The sequence below is a fragment of the Paenibacillus taichungensis genome (assembly GCF_013359905.1).
GTDB classification, from domain to species: domain Bacteria; phylum Bacillota; class Bacilli; order Paenibacillales; family Paenibacillaceae; genus Paenibacillus; species Paenibacillus taichungensis.
This window is the reverse complement of the sequence record NZ_JABMCC010000101.1, coordinates 89,161-113,603: the sequence shown is the minus strand read 5'-3', so window position 1 is coordinate 113,603 and position 24,443 is coordinate 89,161. Positions and strand designations below refer to the sequence as shown.

The 24,443-nt window shown below is 43.0% G+C and carries 31 protein-coding genes; 29 read left to right on the top strand and 2 right to left on the bottom strand.

The genetic code is table 11. The features are described from left to right. Positions 1–88 precede the first annotated feature (88 nt). From HP548_RS07120 to HP548_RS07030, 20 genes are all read left to right on the top strand, one after another. On the top strand, positions 89–556 hold the full coding sequence (locus HP548_RS07120) for a hypothetical protein (protein WP_099853012.1): 468 nt from the start codon (positions 89–91) through the stop codon (positions 554–556). Between the two features lie 73 nt (positions 557–629). After that, complete coding sequence (locus HP548_RS07115; RefSeq protein ID WP_217504643.1) at positions 630–1,688, top strand: alpha/beta hydrolase; 1,059 nt, start codon at positions 630–632, stop codon at positions 1,686–1,688. A 79-nt stretch (positions 1,689–1,767) separates the two neighbouring features. Continuing rightward, positions 1,768–2,709 (top strand): GNAT family N-acetyltransferase, encoded by a 942-nt coding sequence (locus HP548_RS33910; protein ID WP_175381278.1) that lies wholly within the window; start codon positions 1,768–1,770, stop codon positions 2,707–2,709. A 130-nt stretch (positions 2,710–2,839) separates the two neighbouring features. After that, a complete protein-coding gene (locus HP548_RS33680) occupies positions 2,840–2,965 on the top strand; it encodes a hypothetical protein (protein WP_281364820.1) in 126 nt (41 codons plus the stop codon). A gap of 24 nt (positions 2,966–2,989) precedes the next feature. Next, entirely contained in the window at positions 2,990–3,511 is a 522-nt protein-coding gene (locus HP548_RS07105; protein ID WP_175381277.1) for a DinB family protein, read from the top strand. A gap of 141 nt (positions 3,512–3,652) precedes the next feature. Then, on the top strand, positions 3,653–4,099 hold the full coding sequence (locus HP548_RS07100; RefSeq protein WP_175381276.1) for a hypothetical protein: 447 nt from the start codon (positions 3,653–3,655) through the stop codon (positions 4,097–4,099). A gap of 159 nt (positions 4,100–4,258) precedes the next feature. Next, complete coding sequence (locus HP548_RS07095) at positions 4,259–5,116, top strand: MBL fold metallo-hydrolase (protein WP_175381275.1); 858 nt, start codon at positions 4,259–4,261, stop codon at positions 5,114–5,116. Positions 5,117–5,381: 265 nt separating this feature from the next. Next, positions 5,382–6,023: a FusB/FusC family EF-G-binding protein gene (locus tag HP548_RS07090; protein ID WP_076289644.1), complete on the top strand. Its 642-nt coding sequence runs from the start codon at positions 5,382–5,384 to the stop codon at positions 6,021–6,023. Positions 6,024–6,175: 152 nt separating this feature from the next. Further along, positions 6,176–6,619 (top strand): GNAT family N-acetyltransferase, encoded by a 444-nt coding sequence (locus tag HP548_RS07085; RefSeq protein WP_175381274.1) that lies wholly within the window; start codon positions 6,176–6,178, stop codon positions 6,617–6,619. Between the two features lie 53 nt (positions 6,620–6,672). Then, positions 6,673–7,308, top strand: coding sequence for a hypothetical protein (locus tag HP548_RS07080; protein WP_076289645.1), 636 nt, complete (start codon positions 6,673–6,675; stop codon positions 7,306–7,308). Between the two features lie 38 nt (positions 7,309–7,346). Beyond that, a complete protein-coding gene (locus tag HP548_RS07075; RefSeq protein WP_175381273.1) occupies positions 7,347–7,847 on the top strand; it encodes a GNAT family N-acetyltransferase in 501 nt (166 codons plus the stop codon). A gap of 50 nt (positions 7,848–7,897) precedes the next feature. Further along, the gene (locus tag HP548_RS07070) at positions 7,898–8,410 is read left to right on the top strand and encodes a DUF6886 family protein (RefSeq protein ID WP_175381272.1); all 513 of its coding nucleotides are present in this window, start codon (positions 7,898–7,900) and stop codon (positions 8,408–8,410) included. 62 nt (positions 8,411–8,472) lie between these two features. Beyond that, positions 8,473–8,949, top strand: a complete 477-nt coding sequence (locus tag HP548_RS07065) for a GyrI-like domain-containing protein (RefSeq protein WP_175381271.1) — start codon at positions 8,473–8,475, stop codon at positions 8,947–8,949. 100 nt (positions 8,950–9,049) lie between these two features. Beyond that, positions 9,050–9,598 (top strand): glutathione peroxidase, encoded by a 549-nt coding sequence (locus HP548_RS07060; RefSeq protein ID WP_076289649.1) that lies wholly within the window; start codon positions 9,050–9,052, stop codon positions 9,596–9,598. A gap of 158 nt (positions 9,599–9,756) precedes the next feature. After that, positions 9,757–10,617 carry an AraC family transcriptional regulator gene (locus HP548_RS07055; protein WP_099852974.1) on the top strand — a complete coding sequence of 287 codons (861 nt, stop codon included), beginning with the start codon at positions 9,757–9,759 and terminating at the stop codon, positions 10,615–10,617. Between the two features lie 52 nt (positions 10,618–10,669). Then, a complete protein-coding gene (locus tag HP548_RS07050) occupies positions 10,670–11,440 on the top strand; it encodes an acyl-ACP thioesterase domain-containing protein (RefSeq protein ID WP_175381270.1) in 771 nt (256 codons plus the stop codon). A 182-nt stretch (positions 11,441–11,622) separates the two neighbouring features. Continuing rightward, positions 11,623–11,868 carry a hypothetical protein gene (locus tag HP548_RS07045; RefSeq protein ID WP_175381269.1) on the top strand — a complete coding sequence of 82 codons (246 nt, stop codon included), beginning with the start codon at positions 11,623–11,625 and terminating at the stop codon, positions 11,866–11,868. A 143-nt stretch (positions 11,869–12,011) separates the two neighbouring features. Further along, positions 12,012–12,614 carry a nitroreductase family protein gene (locus HP548_RS07040; RefSeq protein WP_076289652.1) on the top strand — a complete coding sequence of 201 codons (603 nt, stop codon included), beginning with the start codon at positions 12,012–12,014 and terminating at the stop codon, positions 12,612–12,614. A 150-nt stretch (positions 12,615–12,764) separates the two neighbouring features. Then, on the top strand, positions 12,765–14,396 hold the full coding sequence (locus tag HP548_RS07035; RefSeq protein WP_343054785.1) for an S-layer homology domain-containing protein: 1,632 nt from the start codon (positions 12,765–12,767) through the stop codon (positions 14,394–14,396). Between the two features lie 198 nt (positions 14,397–14,594). Then, entirely contained in the window at positions 14,595–15,524 is a 930-nt protein-coding gene (locus HP548_RS07030) for an NAD(P)/FAD-dependent oxidoreductase (protein WP_175381268.1), read from the top strand. A 130-nt stretch (positions 15,525–15,654) separates the two neighbouring features. Here HP548_RS07030 and HP548_RS07025 read toward each other — a convergent pair whose 3' ends face one another. Continuing rightward, on the bottom strand, positions 15,655–15,843 hold the full coding sequence (locus HP548_RS07025; protein ID WP_099852957.1) for a hypothetical protein: 189 nt from the start codon (positions 15,841–15,843) through the stop codon (positions 15,655–15,657). Between the two features lie 171 nt (positions 15,844–16,014). Here HP548_RS07025 and HP548_RS07020 point away from each other — a divergent pair, with 171 nt between their 5' ends. From HP548_RS07020 to HP548_RS06990, 7 genes are all read left to right on the top strand, one after another. Then, positions 16,015–17,415 (top strand): FAD-binding oxidoreductase, encoded by a 1,401-nt coding sequence (locus tag HP548_RS07020; RefSeq protein ID WP_246317978.1) that lies wholly within the window; start codon positions 16,015–16,017, stop codon positions 17,413–17,415. Next, positions 17,412–17,963, top strand: a complete 552-nt coding sequence (locus tag HP548_RS07015; protein WP_175381267.1) for an MFS transporter — start codon at positions 17,412–17,414, stop codon at positions 17,961–17,963. Before HP548_RS07020 ends, HP548_RS07015 begins: the two co-directional genes overlap by 4 nt. 116 nt (positions 17,964–18,079) lie before the next feature. Continuing rightward, positions 18,080–18,433, top strand: a complete 354-nt coding sequence (locus HP548_RS07010; protein WP_072732493.1) for a DUF3243 domain-containing protein — start codon at positions 18,080–18,082, stop codon at positions 18,431–18,433. A 236-nt stretch (positions 18,434–18,669) separates the two neighbouring features. Continuing rightward, positions 18,670–19,233: a hypothetical protein gene (locus tag HP548_RS07005; RefSeq protein ID WP_083678925.1), complete on the top strand. Its 564-nt coding sequence runs from the start codon at positions 18,670–18,672 to the stop codon at positions 19,231–19,233. Positions 19,234–19,391: 158 nt separating this feature from the next. Beyond that, entirely contained in the window at positions 19,392–20,249 is an 858-nt protein-coding gene (gene cyoE, locus HP548_RS07000) for a heme o synthase (protein WP_099852949.1), read from the top strand. A 194-nt stretch (positions 20,250–20,443) separates the two neighbouring features. Beyond that, a complete protein-coding gene (locus HP548_RS06995) occupies positions 20,444–20,926 on the top strand; it encodes a tetratricopeptide repeat protein (protein WP_175381266.1) in 483 nt (160 codons plus the stop codon). Positions 20,927–20,973: 47 nt separating this feature from the next. Beyond that, positions 20,974–21,177, top strand: a complete 204-nt coding sequence (locus HP548_RS06990; RefSeq protein ID WP_076289659.1) for a hypothetical protein — start codon at positions 20,974–20,976, stop codon at positions 21,175–21,177. Between the two features lie 16 nt (positions 21,178–21,193). On the opposite strand, the gene HP548_RS06985 is transcribed toward HP548_RS06990, so the two are convergent. Then, entirely contained in the window at positions 21,194–22,069 is an 876-nt protein-coding gene (locus tag HP548_RS06985; protein ID WP_076289660.1) for a LysR family transcriptional regulator, read from the bottom strand. Between the two features lie 164 nt (positions 22,070–22,233). On the opposite strand from HP548_RS06985, the gene HP548_RS06980 reads away from it, so the two are divergent. Then, the gene (locus HP548_RS06980; RefSeq protein ID WP_076289661.1) at positions 22,234–23,181 is read left to right on the top strand and encodes a DMT family transporter; all 948 of its coding nucleotides are present in this window, start codon (positions 22,234–22,236) and stop codon (positions 23,179–23,181) included. Positions 23,182–23,383: 202 nt separating this feature from the next. Continuing rightward, positions 23,384–24,409, top strand: a complete 1,026-nt coding sequence (locus HP548_RS06975; RefSeq protein ID WP_076289662.1) for a LacI family DNA-binding transcriptional regulator — start codon at positions 23,384–23,386, stop codon at positions 24,407–24,409. Positions 24,410–24,443 lie beyond the last annotated feature (34 nt).

Genomic DNA, 24,443 nt, shown 5'->3' with positions numbered 1-24,443 from the left:
TTCTTTGAAGAATTTAAACTGGTGAGGGCATGGATTCACAAACGTAATATGCAACCTCGGAAATCAATAAGTTTTGGAGGTAGTTTCGGTGAAGAGAAGGCGGAAGATAGTAGTTGCTTTATCACTCATTGTATCTGGAATCATTGGTGTATATTTAATATTGAATCAATACATAGTGCTTGATCGAACGAGTCAAGAATTGGGCATTTATGAATTCGTTTCATCCCAAGCTGATGTGGAGGTTTTAGTTGAAGGAACAGGTAAACAAAATATACTAGGAGACAGAGTCTCTACCAAGATAAAAATTGTAAACATCTTATTTAACAATACCTCCAGTAATCTTGTTGAGGGAAATGAAATTAAAGCTAATGAGTATTTAGTAGTGCATCATAATAGACAAGTGAGTGGACTGCAATGGACCCCAGGAAGAAGTATCTTCAGTATGGGCACAAGCTACAAACGCTTGAAGAAAGGTGAACAACAAACAATTCACTTAAAACTTAATAAAGAAACAAATCAATTTTGGATAATGCCTGAAGAGTTAATTATAAAATGAATTTAAGGCTAATCAATGAAGTTATGGAATCATACATTCAAGTCAATCTACAAATATTATAAGGGTGAATGCAATGACTGTTGGAAAAAAGATTTTTGTTTTAAAGGATGAATCACGTATTGATCCGATAAGTATGGAAACCAGAGAAGTGCTCATTAGTATATACTATCCTTCCAATCCAGTGGAGCATGAGTCGAAGTATATTTCGTTTTTTGAACCTAATATCTCTTCCGCTGTTGATATGCTCTCTAGTATGGGAGTGGATAAGGATTATATATGTAATCTGGATACAAAAATACATAATTATGAGTGTGTTGACATTACGGCTAAAAACTGTCCCATTATTTTTATAGCTCCGGCTTTTGGTATCGTTAGAGATATGTATTCCTTTTGTGTAGAGCATTTAGTGGAGTGCGGATTTGTTGTCATTACTATAGGAGCCACTCATGAATCTATATTTTCCATTTTTCCTGACGGTCGCTTTGTCCAGCAATCCAAAGAGATATCCGAAATAGACAGTTTAGATATTCATTCTTGGAAACAATTATTGAAGCTTAGAGTTGAAAATATCAGTTGGGTTTTGAAAAATGTAGATAAAGTCTTGGATTCAGATAATGATCTTAAGGCCATAGTGGATGTGAATGAAATGGGGATCATTGGTCATTCATTAGGTGGGGCTGCTGCTTATGAATTGCTTAAAAGAGAAAAGAGAATTAAGGCTAGTATTCTATTAGATCCTAGTTTCCATTTAATGACGACGAGTAAGGAAGAGAGAGTAACTGTTCAGTTATTGGTAGCTCGGCAAGAGAAATGCTCGTTTGAAGAACTGGAAAATGAAATCTCTCCAGACCTATTACCTTTGTTACTAAGTGGGTATGAGTCTTTGTTTAACTCGAGTGATCTGAATAGTTCATTTATTAAATTAAACGGTACTCATCATATGACTTTTAGCGATATTCCGATACATTACAACGAAGATGGGATAGAACAAAAGCATTCCACTATTAATAAGTATATCTCTGCTTTCCTTGAGGAGCATTTAAAGAAGGAAGAAAGTAAATTTCATGAGCTGCTGAAAAATAAGATTAATGACGGAATTGATCAAGTAAATAGTAAAGGACATGTTATTTAAGGAGGGGACTAGAAATGTTCAGATAACACATGCCTTAAATATTTTGTGGGTAGTTAGCATTGATGAGGAGGAATAACGCGTGGAATTAAATAATTGGTCCGAGGAACTTTATTCTTATGATTTATCAAATGAGTATTCCATTCAAAAGGCTGAGCCCGAAGAATGGGGACTGTATTGTTCCGTCTATTATAATATGGCCTATACTGGATTTTTTAGAGAGGAAGACTACTTCAATGTTTCGCGGAATAACTCTTTCTGGATTTATAAAGGAGAGTCAAAAATCGGTGGGGTAAGGATGGCACCCAATACGTTATATCATCTATTCTTTATGCCCCCATTCAATGATTCATTTGAGGTACTGAAGCTTCTTAAAAGAATACTCATAAAATGGTCTGATGCAACTCAACGTATCAAGATATATGAAATTCTCCCCGATCAAGTACATTTATTTACGAGGGCTGGATTCTGGCCAGATGAGTTCAGATGTCGCTGGATGCAGCGCCCGACAGATCATTTCAATGTGCGTTGGGATCATGATTTTATAGTTAAGAGCCCCGAAATTATTGAGAATGAAACGGGTGCTAAGCATTACATTAATGAAGATGAAATCGCTCAGTGTGACTTTGACAGCTTTGTAGGAGGTTTTGAAGCCTTACGCAGAAAGAAAACATCCCTTGAAGACTTTATCCCGAACGAAGAAATCTATTTTACCAACGAGGACCTAACGCAAGCTTCTACACTTGTATATGATAAGGTTACTGGACAGCTCGTAGCCAACTGTCGCCTTTGTTTGCAGGATAATCAAGCAGCAGTATACAGCATCGGAGTCAACCCCGCTTACAGAGGAAAAGGACTTGCTACACGCATGCTGCAAAGAGCCCTGACTTCTCTTAAAGACAAGTATCCAGTTCTAAGGTTATATGTCATGGAAGGCAATGATGCCGAATCAGTTTATTTTAATCTTGGATTTGTTTCTGGCGTTCAAGAGATACAAACGATGTATGTTCCTGTACATGAGTAGTCACGGTTAAATAATCAACTATCAACCCGAATGGATCTCTTTGAATGGGCAGCATCGCTGTTTCTAATCTCTCGGGTTTCTGTTGCTTGAGGAAAGGATGGTTATTATTGGGACTATATTAATGTTGGTAGTGTCTATGTTTTTTGGTATTTTTGTTGTGAAAATCGGAATGGATAATTCCAAGAGTAATCAGTACACCAAAGAAATATTGCAAGAATTAAGAGAAATCAAGGAGATTCTAAGGGAAGAACGATGAAGACAACCTCAAGGAGGCGTTAGGGTGCTTTATGATTTAAAAGGCGAAGCCAATATGTCACCTGTTGTTGGGTTGTTATTTGCTGCGGTTATAGAAAACAGCCAACGACTCCAACGAATTACAGACGGTATGTTGCAGGAAGAACTAGAGTATAAAGGACCTAATAACAACTTCAATAGTACCGCTCAATTAATAAAACATATCACCTACGTCGATCTGAATTTGGCTTATCGAATAAAGGGACAACCACTTCCTCAAAACTTAAGAGAGCAACATGGTCCTATGATTGATGAAAATGGCAGACTTCCGATGGTTCAGGAAATATCTTTGAGTACACTTATGTCGACATATGTAGGTGTCATAACCATGTTAAAGGATGCGTGTACACAATTAACGGATGATGATCTAGCGAGGATTGTCACTTTTGGACATGAGAATGAGAAGCAAGCGACCATACGCTGGGGTATATGGCATATCGCTGATCACAGTCGTTATCATCAAGCCCACATTAATCAACTTCGAAGATGGTATCATGAGGCTCACTAAAGAACGTTGAAAAAGTGGTATTCGTATTCTATTTGCTTTTGAACAGCTAACAGCTCATAGAAAAAAGCCGAACTTATAACATTGGAAGAGCGTCTAATATATAGCATCGTTTAAATTTCGGTTATTAGGAGCTATTCAATAATGAAGAAAATAAGTACCTATATTATAGTTTTATTAACATTGAGTTTAATCATTCTTGGTTTTAAATTTGTTGAATCTCAAAATCAAAGAAAAGAGCTTCAGAATTCGATTGATAATTCATTCAGATATGAAATAAGTAATGTCCTGCACAGCTTTAGTATGGTTGTTAATGATTATACGTATAGATCAATGATATCAAGTGTGTCTAATGCAGCTGCGATATCGGAACTAACTTCTTTTGAGAAACTGAATGATGATTTAGATATTAGTTTGAACCAATTATATATCTCTCTTAGAGAGGAAAGATCCAAAGACAAAGTCTTATCACGAATAGAAGAACTTAGAGAAATATTTAGTATGTTGGTCAGGGATCCGATAAACCATGAGGCAACAGACAGAATATTTCAGATCACAAATGATACATTTTTTAATGCAAAAGAAGAATGAGCATCTGGTGAGATGATGAAATATTTAGATGACGTGAAAAAACAAAAGGGGGTGATTCCATTGGTAAACAAATAAAATGAGAAAATCTAAATGTTGATTTAAATAAGCATGCAGATTTTCTCTCTTATGATCAAGAATTTATTATAGAGGAGAATGAACATGCTAAATCAATTAAGTGAAACGATCTATTATCTATCTAACCAAAATGATAAAGAAAGACCGACATTGGGGTTAGTTTGCGGTGATAAATACAGCCTCGTCGTTGACGCTGGAAATTCGGTTCAACATGCAAGGGATTTCTTACATGAGATAGAGAAGTTAAACGTTCCGCCCGTTAAATATGTGGTCATCACTCATGCCCATTGGGATCATTTTTTAGGAATGAATGAATACGGAGCTACGATTATTATGAATAGTCTAACTAACCAAAAGATGAATGATTGGCGGAACTATTCTTACGATGACCACTCTCTACAGGAGTATGTGCATTCCAAGAAGATGACCACACTGTGCATGGAAACGATACAACATGAAATACCGGACAGAGACACATTTCAATTAAGCCACCCGGATATCATTTTTGAAGAATCACTTCATGTGGATTTAGGTAATAAAGTGTGTATTCTGGAAACCATTCGCAGCACCCATACCGATGATTCAACTATTGTATATATTCCGGATGAAAAGGTCATTTTTCTGGGCGACAGTGCTTACAACACAACTACAAATTCGCTATATCATATCAAGCAAGACAAGTTATTGCCTATGATTGCGGACATTCAGCAATATGATGCCGTTCATTTCTTGCTTGGTCATGAGTCGATCTGTGACGTGGAGGAGATGGCTACGTATTGGAGAGAGCTCATCTCCGCCAATAATGCTGTGAAATCCACATCCTTAGAGGAAGCGATTGAGCGATTTGAGGCAGCCAATGATCGGAAAGCAAATGACAATGAGCTTTTCTTCTTACAAGGATTTGTGAATGATCAGATATTACAATCAAAAACAACGGCATAAAAGAACATCCATGAAAACTCATTTCAATTGATCCATGTGAAGTTCTCTGATATACTTTTCGCATGATATTTGATTGGGGGTTACTCAGATGGCAATGCTGAATTGCTCGTTAGCTAGAAATAACTCATGCAAAGCCTAATCGGGGGCGATACTTTGCGTGGGGCGCGATAGCTTAGATTCTTTCGCCCATACTTAATATTATCGTTTCTAATAACAGGCTTTGCCCTTATTGATTTTTTCTACAAAAAATAAGGAGCTGAAAGCTATGAGTACACCATTTATTAGAAACCACCAATATAATTTGATTAAAAGACAAGCGGAATTTGTTCGCAAAACCGTGCAATCCGCCGCGGATCGCAGGGTTCTGGAGACTGTAAGATACAGTGCTGCAACAAACATCATTGATGCATTTACGGATCTGACAGAGAATCAGCAGCAAATGCTGGAGCAAATCTCGTCGCTGGAGACAACAGACGATTTTCAACGGTATATGAAAGCACTAGAACCATACCTGGAGTTGTATCCACCGATTACGTTGAAACAAATTCAGAAGTTATTTCCGAAGAACAAAAAGATGAAAATGCCTGATTTAACATCCATTGATTTTCGATATGTAACGTATCTGAGCTGGGTAGATATTGCAACGAATAAATTATTCGTTGTGTATCCGTTCGAAGGACAGTTTATCGGTATTGAGGGAAGAATAACGCCGACACACAAGAAGGGGTACTGCCTATTCTGTAATCGGCATCAAGAGCTTGCATTCTTCACGGTCAAGACCAAGAACGCTTTACCGGATAATTATTCTGCGATTGGTCAATACGTATGCATGGAGAACCAAGGATGTAATCACAGCATTACCAATACAGAATCGCTGGAGAAGTTCATTCTCTCCGTTCGTAAATAAGGTTATATTAAGTAAAGGGCTGCCTGCAAAGGCGGCCTTTTTTGCTTATGATTTCTTTCCTAAAGGGTGTACAGAAATCATTGGAAAAAGAGGTTGAACATTGTTAACATGTAATCATAGACAAATACTATGAAATTGTGAGGACGTTAAAAATGAATATCCCTGCTGTTAACGACGAATTGAAAATTGTATTTGAAGATCATGAGGAGGATTACCATGCTGTCTGTAGCAATCTGTATCAATACAATCTAAGAGAAACAAATGGTCTGTTAAAGAAACCTGGCAAAAGCATCAATTTGTTTCTAAGGGATAAGACAGGCAAAGCAGTAGGTGGGATCTTCTGTGCTACGTACTGTTATACTTTATATATTGATAACTTTTGGATTGATGAAGAATACAGGGAAAATGGGTATGGGAAATCATTAATCATGCAAGCAGAGAGCATTGCTGTTAGTGAGGGTTGCAAACTTTCACATACAAGTACATTTTCTTATCAGTCTCCTGAATTTTACAAGAAGATGGGTTACGAAGTGTTTGGAATGATCGATGAATACCCGGAAGGAATTATTCAGTACTTCTTGAAGAAAAGATTATAGACCTACATAGGAATCTCAGCAACATTATATAACATCTACAAAGGAGAAATGATATGACGGTCGTTGGAATCTTGGGGACAATTCATAATCAAGAATTAAGAGAGAAATATAATAGTTCACTTACCCTGTATGAGGATCTGATTACAGAATTCAACCCGGATATGATCTGCGGTGAAGTGCATCCCCAGAGTTGGAAGAAGTATATCAAGGATAAACAGGATAAGGGATATTGGGGGGAGCCAGCCAGTGAGTATTGGGAGCTTATCTTTCCATTATGCGAAGAACGAAATATAGAGTTTGTGCCTATTGACTGGTTTGAGTTAGATGTCTGGAATGCTTTTGATCCATTTAACGGCTTCTCAGAAGAGCAGCGTGCAGCGTTGGAGAAGATCGATGATGAATGGTTTGCTAAACAAATGAATACACATGACGTTGGGTCGATTCCCTTTAACTCGGATGCATTTGATACTATGACGAAACAAAAATATGAATGGTTGGATCAGATTAATCCAAAAGCAAATAACTTTAGATGGATCGTACGAAATCAGATCATGATTCAACGTGTGAAGAACACGTATCATTCGAATCCGGGTAAGAAAATTCTATGTGTTGTGGGAGCAGATCATAATTATATTTTCAAAGAGGAATTGATCAATGAACCTATTGAATTAGTATATCCATTAAGATAGTTCAATGAATAGATTATAACCTTCAGGAGGTATATTCCATGATCAGATTGTGCAACAGCATGGACGCAGATACAATGGTTGAGATCATTAATGATGCAGCAAAGGCATACCAGGGTGTAATTCCTGAGGATCGCTATCACGAACCCTACATGCCATTGCAAGAATTGAATCAGGAAATCCATGATGGCGTTGTATTCTGGGGCTTTGAAGAAAATAATAGATTATGGGGCGTTATGGGAATTCAGGATAAAGGTGATGTTGCTTTAATCAGGCACGCATATGTAAGAACTCACCAACGTGGTAGCGGAATAGGCACAAAGTTGTTGGCTCATCTGGTGGCATCCACCGATAAACCGATATTAATAGGAACCTGGAACTCAGCAGAATGGGCTATAAAATTCTATTTGAAAAATGGTTTCACCCTAGTTTCATCGGATGAGAAGAAGCAGTTATTAACTCGATACTGGAACGTCCCCGAAAGACAAATCGAAACCTCTGTCGTTTTATGTGACGGGAAGTGGGGCGCTGTTGGAATGTAAGAGCATCTTTACCGAGGCTTAATAATCACTAAATGATGAGAGGTGCCTGAATGCTTTATCATTTTAGCGAGGTTTCAGATATCCAAGTTTTTATTCCAAGAGAGAAACAAAACAGAGCTGAATTTCCTGCAGTGGTGTGGGCTATTGATGAAGAGCATGAATATTCATATTACTTTCCAAGAGATTGCCCGAGAATCATTTGTAAAAAGACAGACACGATAAGTGCTGAGAATAACGAGAAGTTTTTCAAACATTCTAATGCGGATATCATCATTACGCTTGAAAGTTCATGGTATCCAAGGATTATGAATCAGATCATATACAGGTACCATTTCGATGACACCAATTTTGAACTCTTTGAAGCAACGGCTGGATATTACATTTCTTATGAGGTTACAAAGCCTCTACATATAGACCGCATGGAGGGTTTAATAGAGAGATTATTTAAGAAAGGAATCGAACTCAGATTTACTCCAAATCTGTACCCACTGAGAGAGGCGATACTTACATCGGATTTCAAAGAATTTGGAATACATAGATTCAATAACGCAACGAAAGTTTAGAGTGATTACATTTCGCTTTGATTCATTGAGTTATGACATGTTCTAAAAGGAGGGGATCATATATGGAAGCTAAAGTTGTGACTTTGCCCGCTTTTCAGGTGGTAGGGTATAAAATTGAAGCCACGGTTGAAGCATTTGAAGCGGGTCTTGGCAAGATACATCATGAACAACTGCACAAAAGAAAAGAGGAGATTCAGCTTCGGAAAAATGATAATGTCATATTGATGCAGATTTATCCTATGGACGCAGATTTCAATCCCAAGGAGGATGTATTTACACATCTGATTGGTTATGAGGTACTCGCAGACAGCGCTGCCCCACCTGATATGATTCTTCATGCAGTCAAAGAAAGCCAATATGTGACTTGTACGCACAAAGGGTTTGAATCGGAGCTTGATGCTACATATGATTATTTATATGGCCAATGGATAAGTGAAACGGGATATGAACTGAAGGACTATGATTTTGAAATTTGGGATGAACGATATCAACCTGATCATCCCAATAATGAGATTGATTTGTTCGTAGCGTTGCAGTAGTTATAGGCTTTTTTTACGATACAGAATCTTCTATTTCGTATATAATAGAAATTCATATGAGTCTATATAACTACATAACATCGCGAGGTGCACCAATTTTATGCCAACCATCTATGACTTTAGCGTAACCAAAACGAGTGGAGAACGTTTCCCACTCTATCAATACGAAGGAAAACCTGTATTGATTGTGAATACAGCGAGCAAGTGTAAGTACACACATCAGTTCGACGATATGCAGAAGCTTTATGATCGGTATAAAGAGCAAGGGCTTCAGATCATTGGTTTCCCGTGTAATCAGTTTGCGGAGCAAGAACCGGGAAGTAGTGAAGAGGCGGAGTCCTTTTGTCAGATTAACTATGGTGTGAAATTCCCCATGTTCTCCAAGATGGATGTCAATGGAGAAGCGGCGCATCCGTTGTATGACTTTTTGAAAAAGTCGGGACCTTTTGCAGGTTTTGATGAGTCAGATGTGCAAGCGAAACTGCTAAAGCTGATGGTGGCGGACAAAGCGCCGGAATGGTTGCATGGTGATGCGATCAAGTGGAACTTCACGAAGTTTCTGATTGATGGCGAAGGGCATGTGGTTAAACGTTTTGAACCTGTTGATTCGATTGACGAGATCCAGACGAGTATTGAACAACTACTGTAAGTTATCTTTCACAATCCTAAAGGGCCATGACACGTACCGTACAAACAAACGGATATGTGCATGGCCTTCTATATTTCAAAGTCTGTCCAGTACTATCCGACATGATGTGAAACGGGTAAAATGGTAAGAAACCTCTCCAGAACAGGAGGTACTTGAACGTGCCAAGTGTAATGCAATTTAGTGGTCCATTGGAATATAGCTATCGCTCCACCAGCACGTACGACCCAGGAGCATCGGATGGATTTCATTCGCATCCGCAATATGAGGTGTACTATTTTCATGATGGCGAGTGCACCTATCTGATTGGAGATCGAGTCTACAACCTTGAACCGGGTGACCTGGTCCTGATGCACGGCATGACCCTTCATCGGCCACATCCAATGCCAGGCAGACCTTATGTGCGAACGACGCTGCACTTTGATCCCTCGGCCATCCGCAGCAGTCTGCACCCGGACCGGGTGAGCGAAGTGTTAAAGCCGTTCGAAGAACTGAGAAACTGCCGGATCAATCTCACAGGCAATATTCGCTCCGAATTCGAAGCCTTGCTGCTGAGTTTGCATCAGCTTATGGTGAATCCGGGTGATTTCAAAGAGGAACGCATGAACGTTCGCTTATGTGACCTGCTGTATGTTATAGCTGGAATCTGCCGAGGCAGGGTCGAGGACCACCTTCCCTCTTCCGATAAGGAGCGGCATGTACAGCATATCATTGGTTATGTCGAAACTCATTATATGGAGGACATTGGGCTGGATGATCTGGCAAGTGAGCTTCATCTGTCCAAGCCTTATCTGGCCGGATTGTTTAAAGAAATGACAGGCAGTACCATATTTAAATATGTGTATGACCGCCGCATTAATCAGGCCAAGCTGTTATTCCAATACCAGCCGGATATCAGTGTGACAGAGGCTAGCCGGTTGGCCGGGTTCAAACGTTTATCCCACTTCAGTCGCATGTTCAAACAAAGCGTAGGGTGTGCACCTGATCTGTACCGCAGTCGATTACATCGATCGTTTGATTAATGTAGTGTTACCGATCAGAAATTATTTCTGCACAGCCTGAGGAGGTTACTAAGTGCAATCAGAAAAACCATTCAAGCTTGATTACCGAATTGGATCAGCCGATGCCGATTACAGATCACAATGTCGTGTATCTGCTTTACTGGAACATATGCAGTTGGCAGCAGACCGCGATTTAGCAGGCATGGGAGTTACCGTATCGGAGATGCTCGATCAGGGATTGGGCTGGATGCTATTAACGACAGATGTCACGATCATACGCCCAGCCCGCTTGGAAGAAGAAGTATCCTTGCAGACGTGGCATAAAGAAAATAAAGGTGTGACATGGTTAAGGGATTATATCCTCACAGATCGAGAGGGCACACATCTGGCTGAAGCTCGTACGGCTTGGGCATTGGTCGATCTAAAGAGACGCAGAGTCGTCAGACCTTCAGCTTTACCTTTTGAAGTGAAATCGCATCCTGATTTATCTTTAGGTGAAGCCCCTGCTAAAGTGACAGTTCCCTCTGAACTCAGCTTGCAGGAACAATATCGTTTAACTGTACAATACAGCAGCACAGACAGTAATGGTCATATGAACAACGCCCGATATGCAGACGTATGTTGTGATGCATTAACACTGGATGAACTGGCTTCAGGTATGAGCCGCCTGCAAATTTCATATCATCGTGAGATTCGTATGCAGGAGCAAATGATTGTTGAGCGTTCAGAGGTTACAGAGGGAACTGTGTGGGTCCGAGGAAGATTGGCTGAAGAGAATGAGAGCATTATTTTTGAAGCCAAATTAAGTCTCGCAGACTCAACCGCTTCGCCCAGTAATCAATAAAATGGAACTGAATACAAGTAGATGAAGTCAACCAGTCCGTTCTGGTTGGCTTTTTTTCTATTTTTACCTCCTGATGCAGATATAGATGCACCTGTTACGTTCATCGCATAGTTCGCGCCGTGTTTAGAAGGCAGACAGAAAAGGTAAAAGAAGGGTAAATGAAAACTGAGGAGGAATCACGAATGAAAGAGCGCACACCGGATCAAAATATCAAGGATGCACATATGGATCGTTCCCATGATAATCCGGAGCAGTATCCAACAGAGAAGGAAAGTTTGCTTGATCGGCATGAAGAAGAGCAGACGGTGGACCCCATTCCGATGGAAGATCTGAACATGGAGAAGCAGGAAGAGAAGAATAAAGATCAGACCAAGAGCAATTCGTCAACGGAAGAGAAATATCGCGCAGATTACCGCGAAACCAAGTGATCAGATTTATGCAATAGCTGTTTGAAAAAAAATAAAATGTACATTTAGTGAAAATAAAATAGTTTGTTGACTAATGTATGTTACTATATTATAGTTACTGTGTTGGCAAATTAGGAAATACCATTTTGGGAGGCGAATGTTTAATGTCTACATCTTTCTTTGAAGCGTTGAAAAACAGAAGATCTTATTATGGAATCAGCAAGGAATCCACAATCTCGGATGCTAAAATCCAGGAAATCGTGGAAGAAGCGGTAAAATACACTCCGACTTCATTCAACTCACAAACATCTCGTGCCGTAGTATTGCTCGGTGAACAACACGACAAATTGTGGAATCACACCGAAGAAATTTTGCGTGAAGTGGTTGGCAATGAAGAAGCCTTCAAATCTACAGCTGAAAAAATGGCTGGATTCCGCAGCGGATACGGTACAGTACTCTTCTTCGAAGACAACAATGTGATTGCGCAGCTTCAACAAAATTTTGCAGCTTATGCGGATAACTTCCCGATCTGGGCGAACCAATCCAACGGTATGTTGCAACTGGTGATCTGGACTGCTTTGGAACAAGAAGGTCTGGGCGCTTCCCTGCAGCACTATAACCCGTTGATTGACGAGAAGGTCAAACAGGAATGGAACATTCCGGAGAACTGGAGACTGATCGCTCAAATGCCATTCGGCAAACCAACAGCAACACCAGGCGAGAAAGAATTCCAACCGATTGAACAACGTGTAAAAGTACACAAGTAAGACTTTCGCCAGAAGCCGAATGTGACCTCGATTCACAAAAAATTGAGGTACCTCGCTTCAGCGAATTTCCCAATATTTAACCACATACGGCCTCGCTTCAATTTGATACGATGATGTAGATCGTACTCCAATGAAGCGAGGCTTTTTGATGTGAATAATAGAATATTTAAACGTACCCGGCGAAAGCTATGGAATGCTATTTTGTGCGGTGTACTGGTGATAGTATCAATCTCCATCGGTGAATCCACAGCTCAGGCAGCAGCAACACAACAGGTGTTCAAGGATACAAGCTCCAGTTATGCCAAGGATGCCATTGCACATCTGGTTAAGGCGGGAATTGCTGCCGGCACCTCCGAGAATACGTTTGAACCCAAAAAGGCAGTCACTCGTGCTGAATTTTCAACATTTGCTGTGAGACTACTGGGTCTGAAACCTGTTAAAAACAATATTAATCCTTATAACGATGTTAGCATGAGTGCTTGGTACTACGGAAACGTTGCAGCCATGACCAATCTTTTCATACTTGAGGGCAAAAGTCAGGGCGTGTTCCAGCCCAACGCTTCCATTACTCGGGAAGAGGCGGCTGCATTGCTGGTGAGGATGCTGAAACAATCCTCCAAATCAACGAATCTTCTGTCATCCACGTATGACGATGCAGCTGAGATATCCGACTGGGCGCGTCCTTATGTGCAGACCGTATATCAACTTGGCTTGATGCGCGGCAGTGATGGCAAGTTTCGACCTCATGACCAAGTGACCAGAGAAGAGGCAGCAGTGATGCTGGATGCCATTTTGCAAAAGAAAACCTGGTCAGATCAGCTGAAAAGCGAGGATCAGCTCGGTATTCAGCTAGGATGGCAATATAACGCCTCTACTGCTGAGTTCAGGAAACAGATCGAACAGTCGGAAGCAAACACACTGGTTCCCCGTTGGTTTTTCCTGAATAGCAGCATGAAAGTCACAGATCTCACGGACACGTCGTTAGTATCATGGGCATCTGCTACAGACCGACAGGTATGGCCGTTGCTTGGCAATCGTTCGAACCCGGACCTTACCCACCAGATGTTATCGAGCTCAGCCAACCGGGCGTCGGTGATTTCACAGGTCACATCTTATGTGAAAACATATAAACTGGATGGCATTAACGTGGATTTCGAGAACGTACTGCCAGCTGATCGTGAAGGAATGACCGCATTTATTACTTCCCTGACAACGGCTCTGCATGCGCTGGGTGCTGTTGTGTCTGTAGATGTATCACCCGATCTGGGGACAGACTGGACCGATGCATTTGATTATGCGAAATTGGGCGCCGTATCGGATTATATGGTACTGATGGGTTATGAGGAGCACTGGAACGGCGATCCGCAAGCAGGGTCTGTGGCCTCTCTTCCTTGGGTTGAAAGGGCTCTGGATACGATGCTCGCTGAGGTCGTTCGCGCCAAAACAATTTTAGCTCTTCCTTTATATACACGGGATTGGTCTTCCGTTAATCCGGCAGCCAGTTCATGGGACATCACATTGGCAGAACAGGGAACACGTGCACGAGCTTCGGGTTCCGTGAGACGATGGGATGCAGAGCTGGTTCAATATGTCATCGGCTACAACAGTAATGGGACACCGAGATATATTTGGGCAGAGGATAGTCGTTCATTATCCGCGAAAGTAATGATGAGCGGAGAACGTAACATTGCCGGATTGGCCTACTGGTATATGGGCGGAGAGACGGCAGATGTATGGAATGCCATTTCGAATGCTTCACGATTTGAATCATACATTTTCTGAATTCCGGTATTATAATCCTTCCTAAATTTCGACCCAAACGCACCGTTATTTAGACGGATGGTTTGGGTTGTTTTATTTTGGTAAAAGCTAAGTTGTAATGGATCACGTTTGATTTTGGTTGAATGGTGTAAATGGATAGAAGGATAGTGAACTGTCCAATAACATATAAGAGATAGAAGCATAGGAGGGAGATGGAGCATGCGAGAGTATGATTGCATCATAGTAGGTGGAGGACTCGCAGGACTTCAGGCAGCCATTCAGATGGGGCGTTACTCTTGCCATCGGGTGTTGGTAGTGGACGCAGGAGAAGGCAGATCAACGTTATGCCGAACCTATCATAATATTCTTGGTTTTCCTGATGGAGTATCCGGTGAAGAGCTGCGCTCCAAAGGAAGAATGCAGGCAGAGCGGACAGGAGTGTTTTTTGAGAAAGACCGTATCATAAAGGCAGGACGCCGGGGAGAACAAATTCAATTGTTCGGCTCTTCCGGCTCTGAATATATGGCAAAAACAGTCCTACTAGCAACTGGACTAACGGACAGGATACCGGCCATTCCGGGATTAAGGCCTACGTTGGGACGAACAGTATATGTGTGCCCGGATTGCGATGGATATGAGATTCAGGATCAGCGCACGATATTGCTGGGTGCAGGCGAAGCCGGTGCAAATATGGCTATGGTTTTGATTCAACGTACGACTGAATTGTTGTACATTAACCATGAGCAGTCGCCAATCTCTGCTGAGCTTCATCGAAGCATGAAAGAGGCAGGAGTTCGTTACCTTGAGGCCGCCGTCCAAGAAGTGCAACAGATGGAAGATGGTCATATTACGGGTGTGCTGACGGAAGATGGACAGATTTATGAGTCAGAGCGTGGATTCATCGCGTTTGGAGGCAATCGTGTACATTATGAACTGGCAGAGCAGCTTGGAGCCGTCATCGCGGATAATAAACACGTGGAAACCAACCCACGCAGTATGCAGGCCGCGCCTAATGTATGGATTGCCGGGGATCTGGGCCTTCACGCGGAACAAGCTACGGTTGCCATGGGTGAAGGTTCGATTGCTGCGATCTGGATTCACAAGGCATTGCAACAGATGAAAAAGGAAAACAAGGTGAATCAGATTTAAAAGCAAATTAAAATGCAGATGGTGAACATCCATATTCATAGAAAAAACAAAAAAGTCCCCGACCGTTGTGACTAAGGTTGGAGGACTTTTTGCGTTGTACGCAAGCTGTTTGCAAAAGGAGGGTCTGAATTTATTTGCTGTTTGTATCGCGGGTCTCGGCCGTTTTGCCTTTGTGAGGATGGGTGATATTGTCTACGATTTCTCCTACGGCCTCTTCAATCATGTCGGTTGGGCCAGGATTGTCCGGATCTGGGTGCAGAATTGTATTAACACCAGGCTCAAGATCTTTGTTTTTTCGCTCTTTTTTATATTCATTCATGGAAAATCCCTCCTTATTCAGGTATGTTTAAGGTGTTCCTTAACATATCCAATCCTTGTAATCTATATGTAAACGATTAACCAATTGAATCAAATTGAAACGCTAAGTGTTAGGGGAGGAGTTCATCTGTTCAAAAAAATGACCATGCTCCTGTTACTTCTGATTTTATGTATGTGGACATACTGGAGAACGGATAGCGATGATCAGAATCCGTATCTGATTACCGACTACAGCCGCCTTCATCCGGTTAAGGTTGAACGTGTAGTTGAAGGTCATGAAGAGCAACAGCTCGTTGAACTGCTTCAGGACGCCCGAGAGCGGAACCTGACGATATCGATTGCTGGGCAGCGGCATAGTCAGGGAGGACACACCTATTATAAAGATGGCATTGTCATAGACATGACCTCGTATAACAAAGTGCTGGAAGTCAATATCGATGCCAAAAAGATGCGTGTGCAAGCTGGGGCGACCTGGGCTGAAGTACAGCGAGCCATTAACCCATATGGACTGGCGGTCAAAAATATGCAGTCCCAAAATATTTTCACCGTAGGCGGATCTATCAGTGTAAATGCACACGGTCGAGAACTTCAGCAGGGTTCCTTGATTGAAAGTGTCGATTCCTTTCATCTCTTGACAGCAGATGGTCAGATTCGGCTAGTCAGTCGCACCGAGAATGCCGAGCTTTTCCCGCTTGTTCTCGGCGGTTACGGACTGTTTGGCGTGATTCTGGACGTTACGTTGACGTTAACGGATGACGAAGTCTACCGTCTCACAACTGATCAGGTGCAGGTTGAGGAGTATCCGTCTTATTTTCAAAAGAATGTCCTGGGAGATCCGATGATGAGTATGCATCTGGCCCGAATTTCAGTTCAGCCTGGTGCAGGCTACTTTCGCGAGATGTATGCATTGAATTATGCCTCTGATCCAACGGTTTCACTGGATGATTATAATCATCTGGATGAACGTGAAAGGGGCGTGCTTCCCAGCAAACTTCTGTTCAACCTGAATCGTGAATTCGAATGGGGGCGGGCCTGGTTTTGGCCGCTGCAGCAGCGGTACTTCGAGTCACAAGATGGCAAGAGGCTCAGCCGCAACAATACGATGGCTTCTGCTTCTGCCTTCATGGAGTATCATCAGCCGGGAGAAAATGATCTGCTGCAGGAATATTTTATTCCGGTTGAAGCCTTTCCCGCATTTGTTCAGGAGATGGGTGAGATCGTATCACAGGAGCAATTGGATCTGCTTAACATTACAGTCAGGTATGTGAAACACGATGAAGAAGCTGTGCTTTCCTATGCGACGCAGGATATGTTTGGTCTTGTCTGTTTATTTCACGCTTCATTGTCCGAGGAAGAACAAGGGAAGTTCAAGGACAGTATGCAGCAGCTGATAGATGTCGTCCTTCGTTATAACGGAACATATTATCTGCCCTATGCAGGTTATGCAACTTCAGAGCAATTCGAACAGGCCTATCCACGAAAGAATGAGTTTTTTGCAGCTAAAGAAAAGGTTGACCCCAATCATCTTTTTATGAACTATTTTATGGAGCAGTATGGAGGAAATCATCCATGATTATCAAGTGGCTTGTTCGATCTCAAAGTATTGTTACGCTCGCTTCGGGCATGATCTATCCGTATTATCTTTTGTTTCTCAAAAATCTGGGTAACAGCTTCTCCAAATATGGGCTTGCCTTTGCCGTATTTACAATCAGCTCGGCTGCTGCTTCACAATGGCTCGCTCCCCGGATGGATCGACACGCCAAGCAGTGGCTCATTGTAAGTTCGATGGGGATGGCTGCAGCCATGATTGCCTTTCCATGGGTCATATCCTATATCTGGGTGCTGCTGCAAATGATGATGGGGATATGCAATGCGATGCAGCGAATGAGTGAACGGGTGCTGCTCGCCGATTATACGGTGGCTGGGCAAAGAGGCCCAGCTGTAGGTAACTATCATTTCTGGACATCCGCCGCGTCTGGATTTGCGGTTATTGTTGGCGGTGTGCTGATTGATTGGCTGACGATCGATGTATTATTTTATCTGAGTGCCATACTGTATATGTGGGGAGCTCTGGCAGTATGGCGATTACGAAGCATTTCTGAGGAAGCAGTAAATGGATAAAGGATAGAAATGGTCTGATTAATCTCCAGCGAGAAGTTTATATTATAGATAACCTGGTATGATTAAGCATTTTGCTTACATTCCACAAAGCGATTATACTCAAGGAGGTTTTTCAGATGAATGAACAAAATCATGTTATCCATAAAGATGGCCAAGTTTCAACGGACAAAGTAGACAATGCGATTGATAAGATTGCGCCGGAGGAACGGGAACAGATTTTACAGAATTTTGATGCCTTTAAAGGATATCTCGGCAAACGAATTGCAATGGGAGAATCGATTGGACTGGGTGAGGAGCAGATGGCCAAAATCGCCGAGAAAGTAGCCGACTATTTGGCAGCCCGGGAAGAGCCGCGTAACCGTGAAGAGAAGTTGCTGCAAGAACTGTGGAATGTCGGGAAAGAGGAAGAGCGCCATATGCTGGCTCATATGCTGGTGCGTCTAGCACAAGGTTCAACCCCGAATCATTAAGATTGAGCTGAAACTAAAGCTAAGCCAATAGAGACTCTGGATGCCGTGGCATTTGGGGTCTCTTTTTTTGATGACATCTATTGTAACTATTTTTCATCTGGCTGATACTTTTACAGTGTGTACACCCAGTATGATAGGGAGAGTAGAAAGAAAGATTAAATATTCATATGAGCGTTTGAAGAGAAAGCCTTCCGGTTAAGGAATAGTAACGTTCATAATAAGGAGAGATGCTGCCTATGAAGAACGCGGCGAAACAATGGAAATTACGAATGCTGGGTGCGGCTGTTGCTTTGCTTGGCATGATTGTGCTTGCTACATATTTGCTTACACCAGCGAACGCTGAGGAGAGCTCAGACTCTGTACAGGCTTCTGCCAAAGCGCAGGCTGCAAACTCTGAGATGTTTACAGCGTATGTGGAAGACATACAGCATGAGGATGGTAAATTGTACTTGATTGTAGACAAGATTGGCTGGTATCAAGGTGCAGAGGCTGATAAAGTTTTTGAACAACGCAATCCGGACTCCGGTATAGATGGTGCTCCTGATGGTTATTATATTGTCAATGACAGCAAAGAGCAGGAAAAGGTAGAAGTAAGTGCTAATGCTGAAGTGTTGATGCAGTTGTATGATCGTGATGGAACAGTGTCGGGTACCAACATTCAATGGAATGAGTCAGTGGCGCTCAGCAAATTCGAATCCTTGTATGAGAATACCAATATTCTCGATCTGTCCGTATTCCCGTATCACCTCACTGTGCAGGATGGCAAAGTGACCAAAATTGTACAGCAGTACATTCCATAACATTAGATCAAAATGCAACGGTTAAGCATTCCTCCGGTTCCATTGAACCGGCAGGGATGCTTTTTGGTTATGACAAATTCATGAAGGAGATTGTAATTCATGGTATGTACATGTATCATTATAGGAATGGTGTTTTTACATAGTTCAGGAGGCTTCTCATGCTTAAAGACATGATTGCGTTAACGAAACCCGGACTTTTGCGGCTGAATGTGTTTGCGGTAGCGGTAGGGTTCTGGGTCGCTTCAAAATGGGATATCTCTTGGATATCTCTGCTCATGGTGTTGATTGGATCAACCTTGGTCATCGCTTCGGCTTGTGTCATTAACAACTATTGGGATCGTGAATTGGATCAGAAGATGGAGCGTACCAAAAAACGGATTGATTACATCAATCATCTCAAACCCAAGTTTGTATTGGGGTATGGAATTGTTCTTGGAGTGGCCGGTTTTGTACTGCTCTACTTCCTGGTCAATCCGTTATCCGGTTGGATGGCACTGCTCGGATGGTTTGCTTATATCGTGATCTACACGATGTGGCTCAAACGCAGTTCGACCTGGAGTACTTCATTGGGTGGAATTGCGGGGGCTATGCCGCCTGTAATCGGTTATTGTGCGGTAACCAATCAGATTGATGCAGGTGCCTGGTTGCTGTTTGCGCTGTTATTCCTGTGGCAGCCACCTCACTTCTGGTCACTCGGGATTCGCAGGGTGGAAGAATATCGTGCAGCCGGTTTCCCACTGTTGCCGGTAGTCAAAGGTGTGAAGCGTACAAAGGTGCAGATGATTCCTTACGTGTTTCTGTTGCTTCCTGCTGTATTTCTGTTGTATTACTACAACTACGTTGGACTTGTGTTTCTGCTTGTATCCGTTATTGGTGGTCTGATCTGGTTTGTCCATACATTAAGCGGATTGAAAACTCAGGATAATGAGAAATGGGCCAAGGTTAACTTTCTGATCTCCGTCAATTATCTCATGGTTGTATTCATTGTCATGGTGGCAAATACAACCTGGTCCTGAGCAATTCATCACTTTTGTATGTTTGTGAAATATTCGAATATGAAGACGCCGAGTTAGCTGTGGCATCTTACGAAAAAGCACGCTGTAGAACAGGCTTGGACAACCTCTGGTTGTCCCGGGCGTACTTCTCGGGGTGTTTTTTTGCTATAATTATACTATGGAAAATGATTTTGGAAGAATGGGAAGTGGAGTAGATGAATGATTTACAGCAGGCTATCCTCTTGAGAACGGAGGGGAAAATGCAGGAGGCGATAGAGCTGCTGCAGGAACTGGCGTTACAGGAACCGGACAATGCACAAGTTTGGTACCAGCTGGCTTGGGCTCATGATTCACTTGGACTGGAGCGGGAAGCGGTACCGCATTATGAGAAGGCTCTAAGTCTTCGGCTTCCGGTTGAGGACAGGACAGGTGCCATACTTGGACTTGGCAGCACGTATCGGACTCTGGGGCAGTATGAGCAGGCGAAGGCCTGGTTTGAAAAGGGGTTAAGTGAATTCCCGGAGCACCGGGAATTTGAAGTTTTTCTTGCCATGGTGCTCTACAATCTGGGCGAGCATGCGGAGGCTATGAGACGGCTGCTTGTACAACTGGCCGATACATCAAAGGATAAGGGAATAACCGACTACAGCAGAGCCATCCGTTTCTATGCAGATCAACTGGATCGAGTATGGGATTAGAACTGTTGTATTCGAGCGATAACACCTAATCTAAAGGAGAGGAATGGATGAATTCGAATCACGAACAAGAACAAGTGCACGAAAGACTTGACCGGCTTGAGCAGAAGTTGGATTACCTGGCAGAAGCTCAACAGGCGAACAGACGCTCACCCGGTGTACGCTTTCTGATTGGTTTTGCAATTGTGATTGCCGTTGTATTTATTCTCATGCTGGTCATTGGCATTATACAGTTTATTAGTAGTGGCAGTTGAGTCAACGGAGGACCGATTATAAAGATGGAGCTAGCCATTCCTGTACCGCTTCAATGAAACGACGCGAAGCGGGGGACAGATTGGTGAGAGACGGGCAAGCGATGCCAATGGTACGATAAGGATTTCCAGTGAGTGGAACAAGAGCGAGTTCATTCGTATGGTGTTGAAGAACCATTTCAGGCAAAAGACTGATGCCAAGACCGTTTCGAACCATCGCCATGATGGCCTGATCTTCGGCGACCTCATAGACCACATTCAGCTTGGCCGCATGCTGTCGGATCAACCGTTCGATCTCGTTATCACCGCCCCATTTAGGCAAAATAAAGGGCTGTTCCAGCAGTACATCAAATGAGACAGCCTTCTCCGTAGCGAGTGGATGTTCCAGAGGCAGGATGCACATCATCCTGTCTTTTTGTAATGGAATCGTCTCAAAAGGCGAAGAATCGCCAAGGGACAGAAAGCCAAGATCGATGGCACCTCCAGCCAGCCAGCCTTCAATTTCTGCGTAGTCCCCTTCCCACAGCTTAATTTCGATTCCAGGATGACGCAGGCGAAATTGCTTCAGGATGCCAGGCAGCCACTGCGTGGATACACTGGCGAATGTGCCAATACGAACGGTTCCAATCTCGGCGCCGCGAATTAATGAAATTTCCTGGTTCATCAGTTCCGTCCAACGCAGAATTTCACGAGTATAGCCCAGAATGCGTTCCCCTTCAGCAGTAAGTCGTACACCGGAGCGACCTCGATTCAGCAGCGAAAAACCACACTCGGTCTCCAGACTGGCGATCGCATGACTGACCGCTGATTGGGTAATATTCAATGCTTCTGCTGCTTTGGTGAGGCTGCCGTATTCCACTACGGCATTCAAAATTTCGTATTTGACCAATGACATGAAAGATTCCGTTCCTCTCTTCATTTAATACATGAGTTCGTTTCATATATATCATTATAAATATTCATTTTTATAATGCAAAGAGATCGTTTATACTTGCCAAGGCGAGTAGTTCGACAGAGCCTCGGTTAGATTACAATACATAGAATGAAGGTAGAAGCAAGATGAACGGAGTACGTGCACCACAAGGTCAGGCATCAAGAAGAGCGGATTTGCAGATGCTGCTCGCAACGGTAATATGGGGATCATCCTATCTATTTATGAAATCAGGACTGGAGTCCATGCAGGAATTGAATCTGGTCGCTTTCCGGTTTGGAATTGCCTTTATTGCGGCAGCTGTCCTTTTCCATCGGCGACTGTTCAGAATGGATCGAGGAACGCTTGCAGCAGGGGCTATTATGGGAACAGCGTTATTCGCGGCCTTTGTATTTATCACTTATGGAGTACAGCGCACAACGGCTTCCCAGGCAGGATTTTTGATCAGTTTGGCAGTGATCTTTGTGCCCATCCTGACGACAATTCTGCATCGACGAATGCCAGACTTGCGGTTAACGATAAGTATTCTCGTGGCGGTAATTGGGCTCGCATTGTTGACACTTCAACATGAGCTTAGCCTGCATATGGGGGATATCCTTTGCATTCTCGCAGCATTAATGTACGCGATCTACATTATGATTGCTGGCAAGTATACGCCGAAGCATGATCCACTAACGCTGGGGACGGTGCAACTGGGCGTTGCAGCCCTGTGGGGGCTGGCTGCTACATTTGTGCTGGAGACACCACGTTTACCTGACACACCTCAATCTTGGGCAGCCATTCTGGGTCTGGGAGTACTGTGCAGCGGTATTGGTTACATTTTGCAGACTCTTGCCCAGCGGCATGCTTCACCAACGAGAACGAGTCTGATCTTTTCGCTCGAACCGTTGTTTGCCGCAGCATTTGCTTTTAGCTTTCAAGGGGAGTCCCTTACGCTGCAAGGGTATGCGGGTGCAGCACTGATGCTCATTGGTGTTCTGATTACAGAGATCAGAGTCCCCTATCCGGTATTCTGGCGCAGAAAGCGGACAGCATTACAGACCGAACTGGGAGATCAGGGAGCACCGGGCGTATAATTTAGAAATAAAGCAAGAGTTCTTCCATCAACTTCATTGTGAAGGTGGTGGAGGAACTTTTTTTTGTTATTTATTTGAGGAATTTTAAGAATCTATAGCAAATCCTCAACCTAACAAAATGAAACTTTTCATAACTTGTTTTGTTGAATCTCTTTTTTTATGCTACACTAAATGAAAAATAAAGGAAAAACGGGTGAGAAAGATGGCCAAAAGAGTAACCATGCAGCAAATTGCCGACGCTGCGGGGGTATCCAAATTCGCAGTCTCTCGTGCGTTGACCGGTAAACCTGGTGTCAGTGAACATACCCGGGAGATGATTGTCAGGACGGCAGGGCAGCTCGGATATTTCAAAGCGGAACCGAAACGTTATCTAGTGGAAACCCCTGCTGAACAGGAGATGAAGATAGATAGACAGGGGACTATTCTGATCTTGTTTCCTAACATTCGATCGCAGAATCGTTCCTCCCTGTACTGGGGTCCTATCTTTGACGGGATATCTGCACGCCTGAATGAGAAGGGCATGGATATCCTGACCTTGACGGAACCTTCCTCGGATCGTATGTTTTCGGTGCTGAATCCCGAAGCTATTAGCGGAATTATTACCGTAGGTTCCATCTCCACATCCGTATTGCTTGAGATTTATCGACTGCACATTCCACTTGTGATGGTTGATCATGAAGATCCGGCAATTCATGGAGATACGATATTTACAGATAACATGAAATGCATGCAGGAACTGGTTTTGATGCTCGTTGGAAAGGGCTACAGACGGCTACAGTTTGCTGGCGAATTGCCTGATGCAGCCAGTTTCAGAGAGCGATGGCTCGGCTATCGTTCAGTACTGGAAGAGATGCAGCTGCAGGTCTCGCAGCAAGCAGATTTGCTGGGACCTGATCTGGATCACATTCGGGAATCGATTGTCGCCATGAAGATGGAGAATATCCCCGAAGTGATGGTATGTGCCAACGACCACATGGCCGCTGTTGTGATTGGTGCACTCCAAAGTAGGGGCATCGAGGTGCCGGAGCGCTGTGCAGTAACCGGATTCGATAATACCCGTACAGAAGAGCCGATTCTTGCTACGGTGCATATCGATAAGGAGAATCTGGGCAGACGTGCAGTGGACCAGTTATTGTGGCGGTTGGAACATCCGGACGGGCCTTTTGAAAGAAAGCTGATCTATTCGGAACTAATCATTCGTGATGAGTACAATGCTATTTTGCCGTGAAGCTAACGAACGTGAATTTAGAAATGATAAAAAT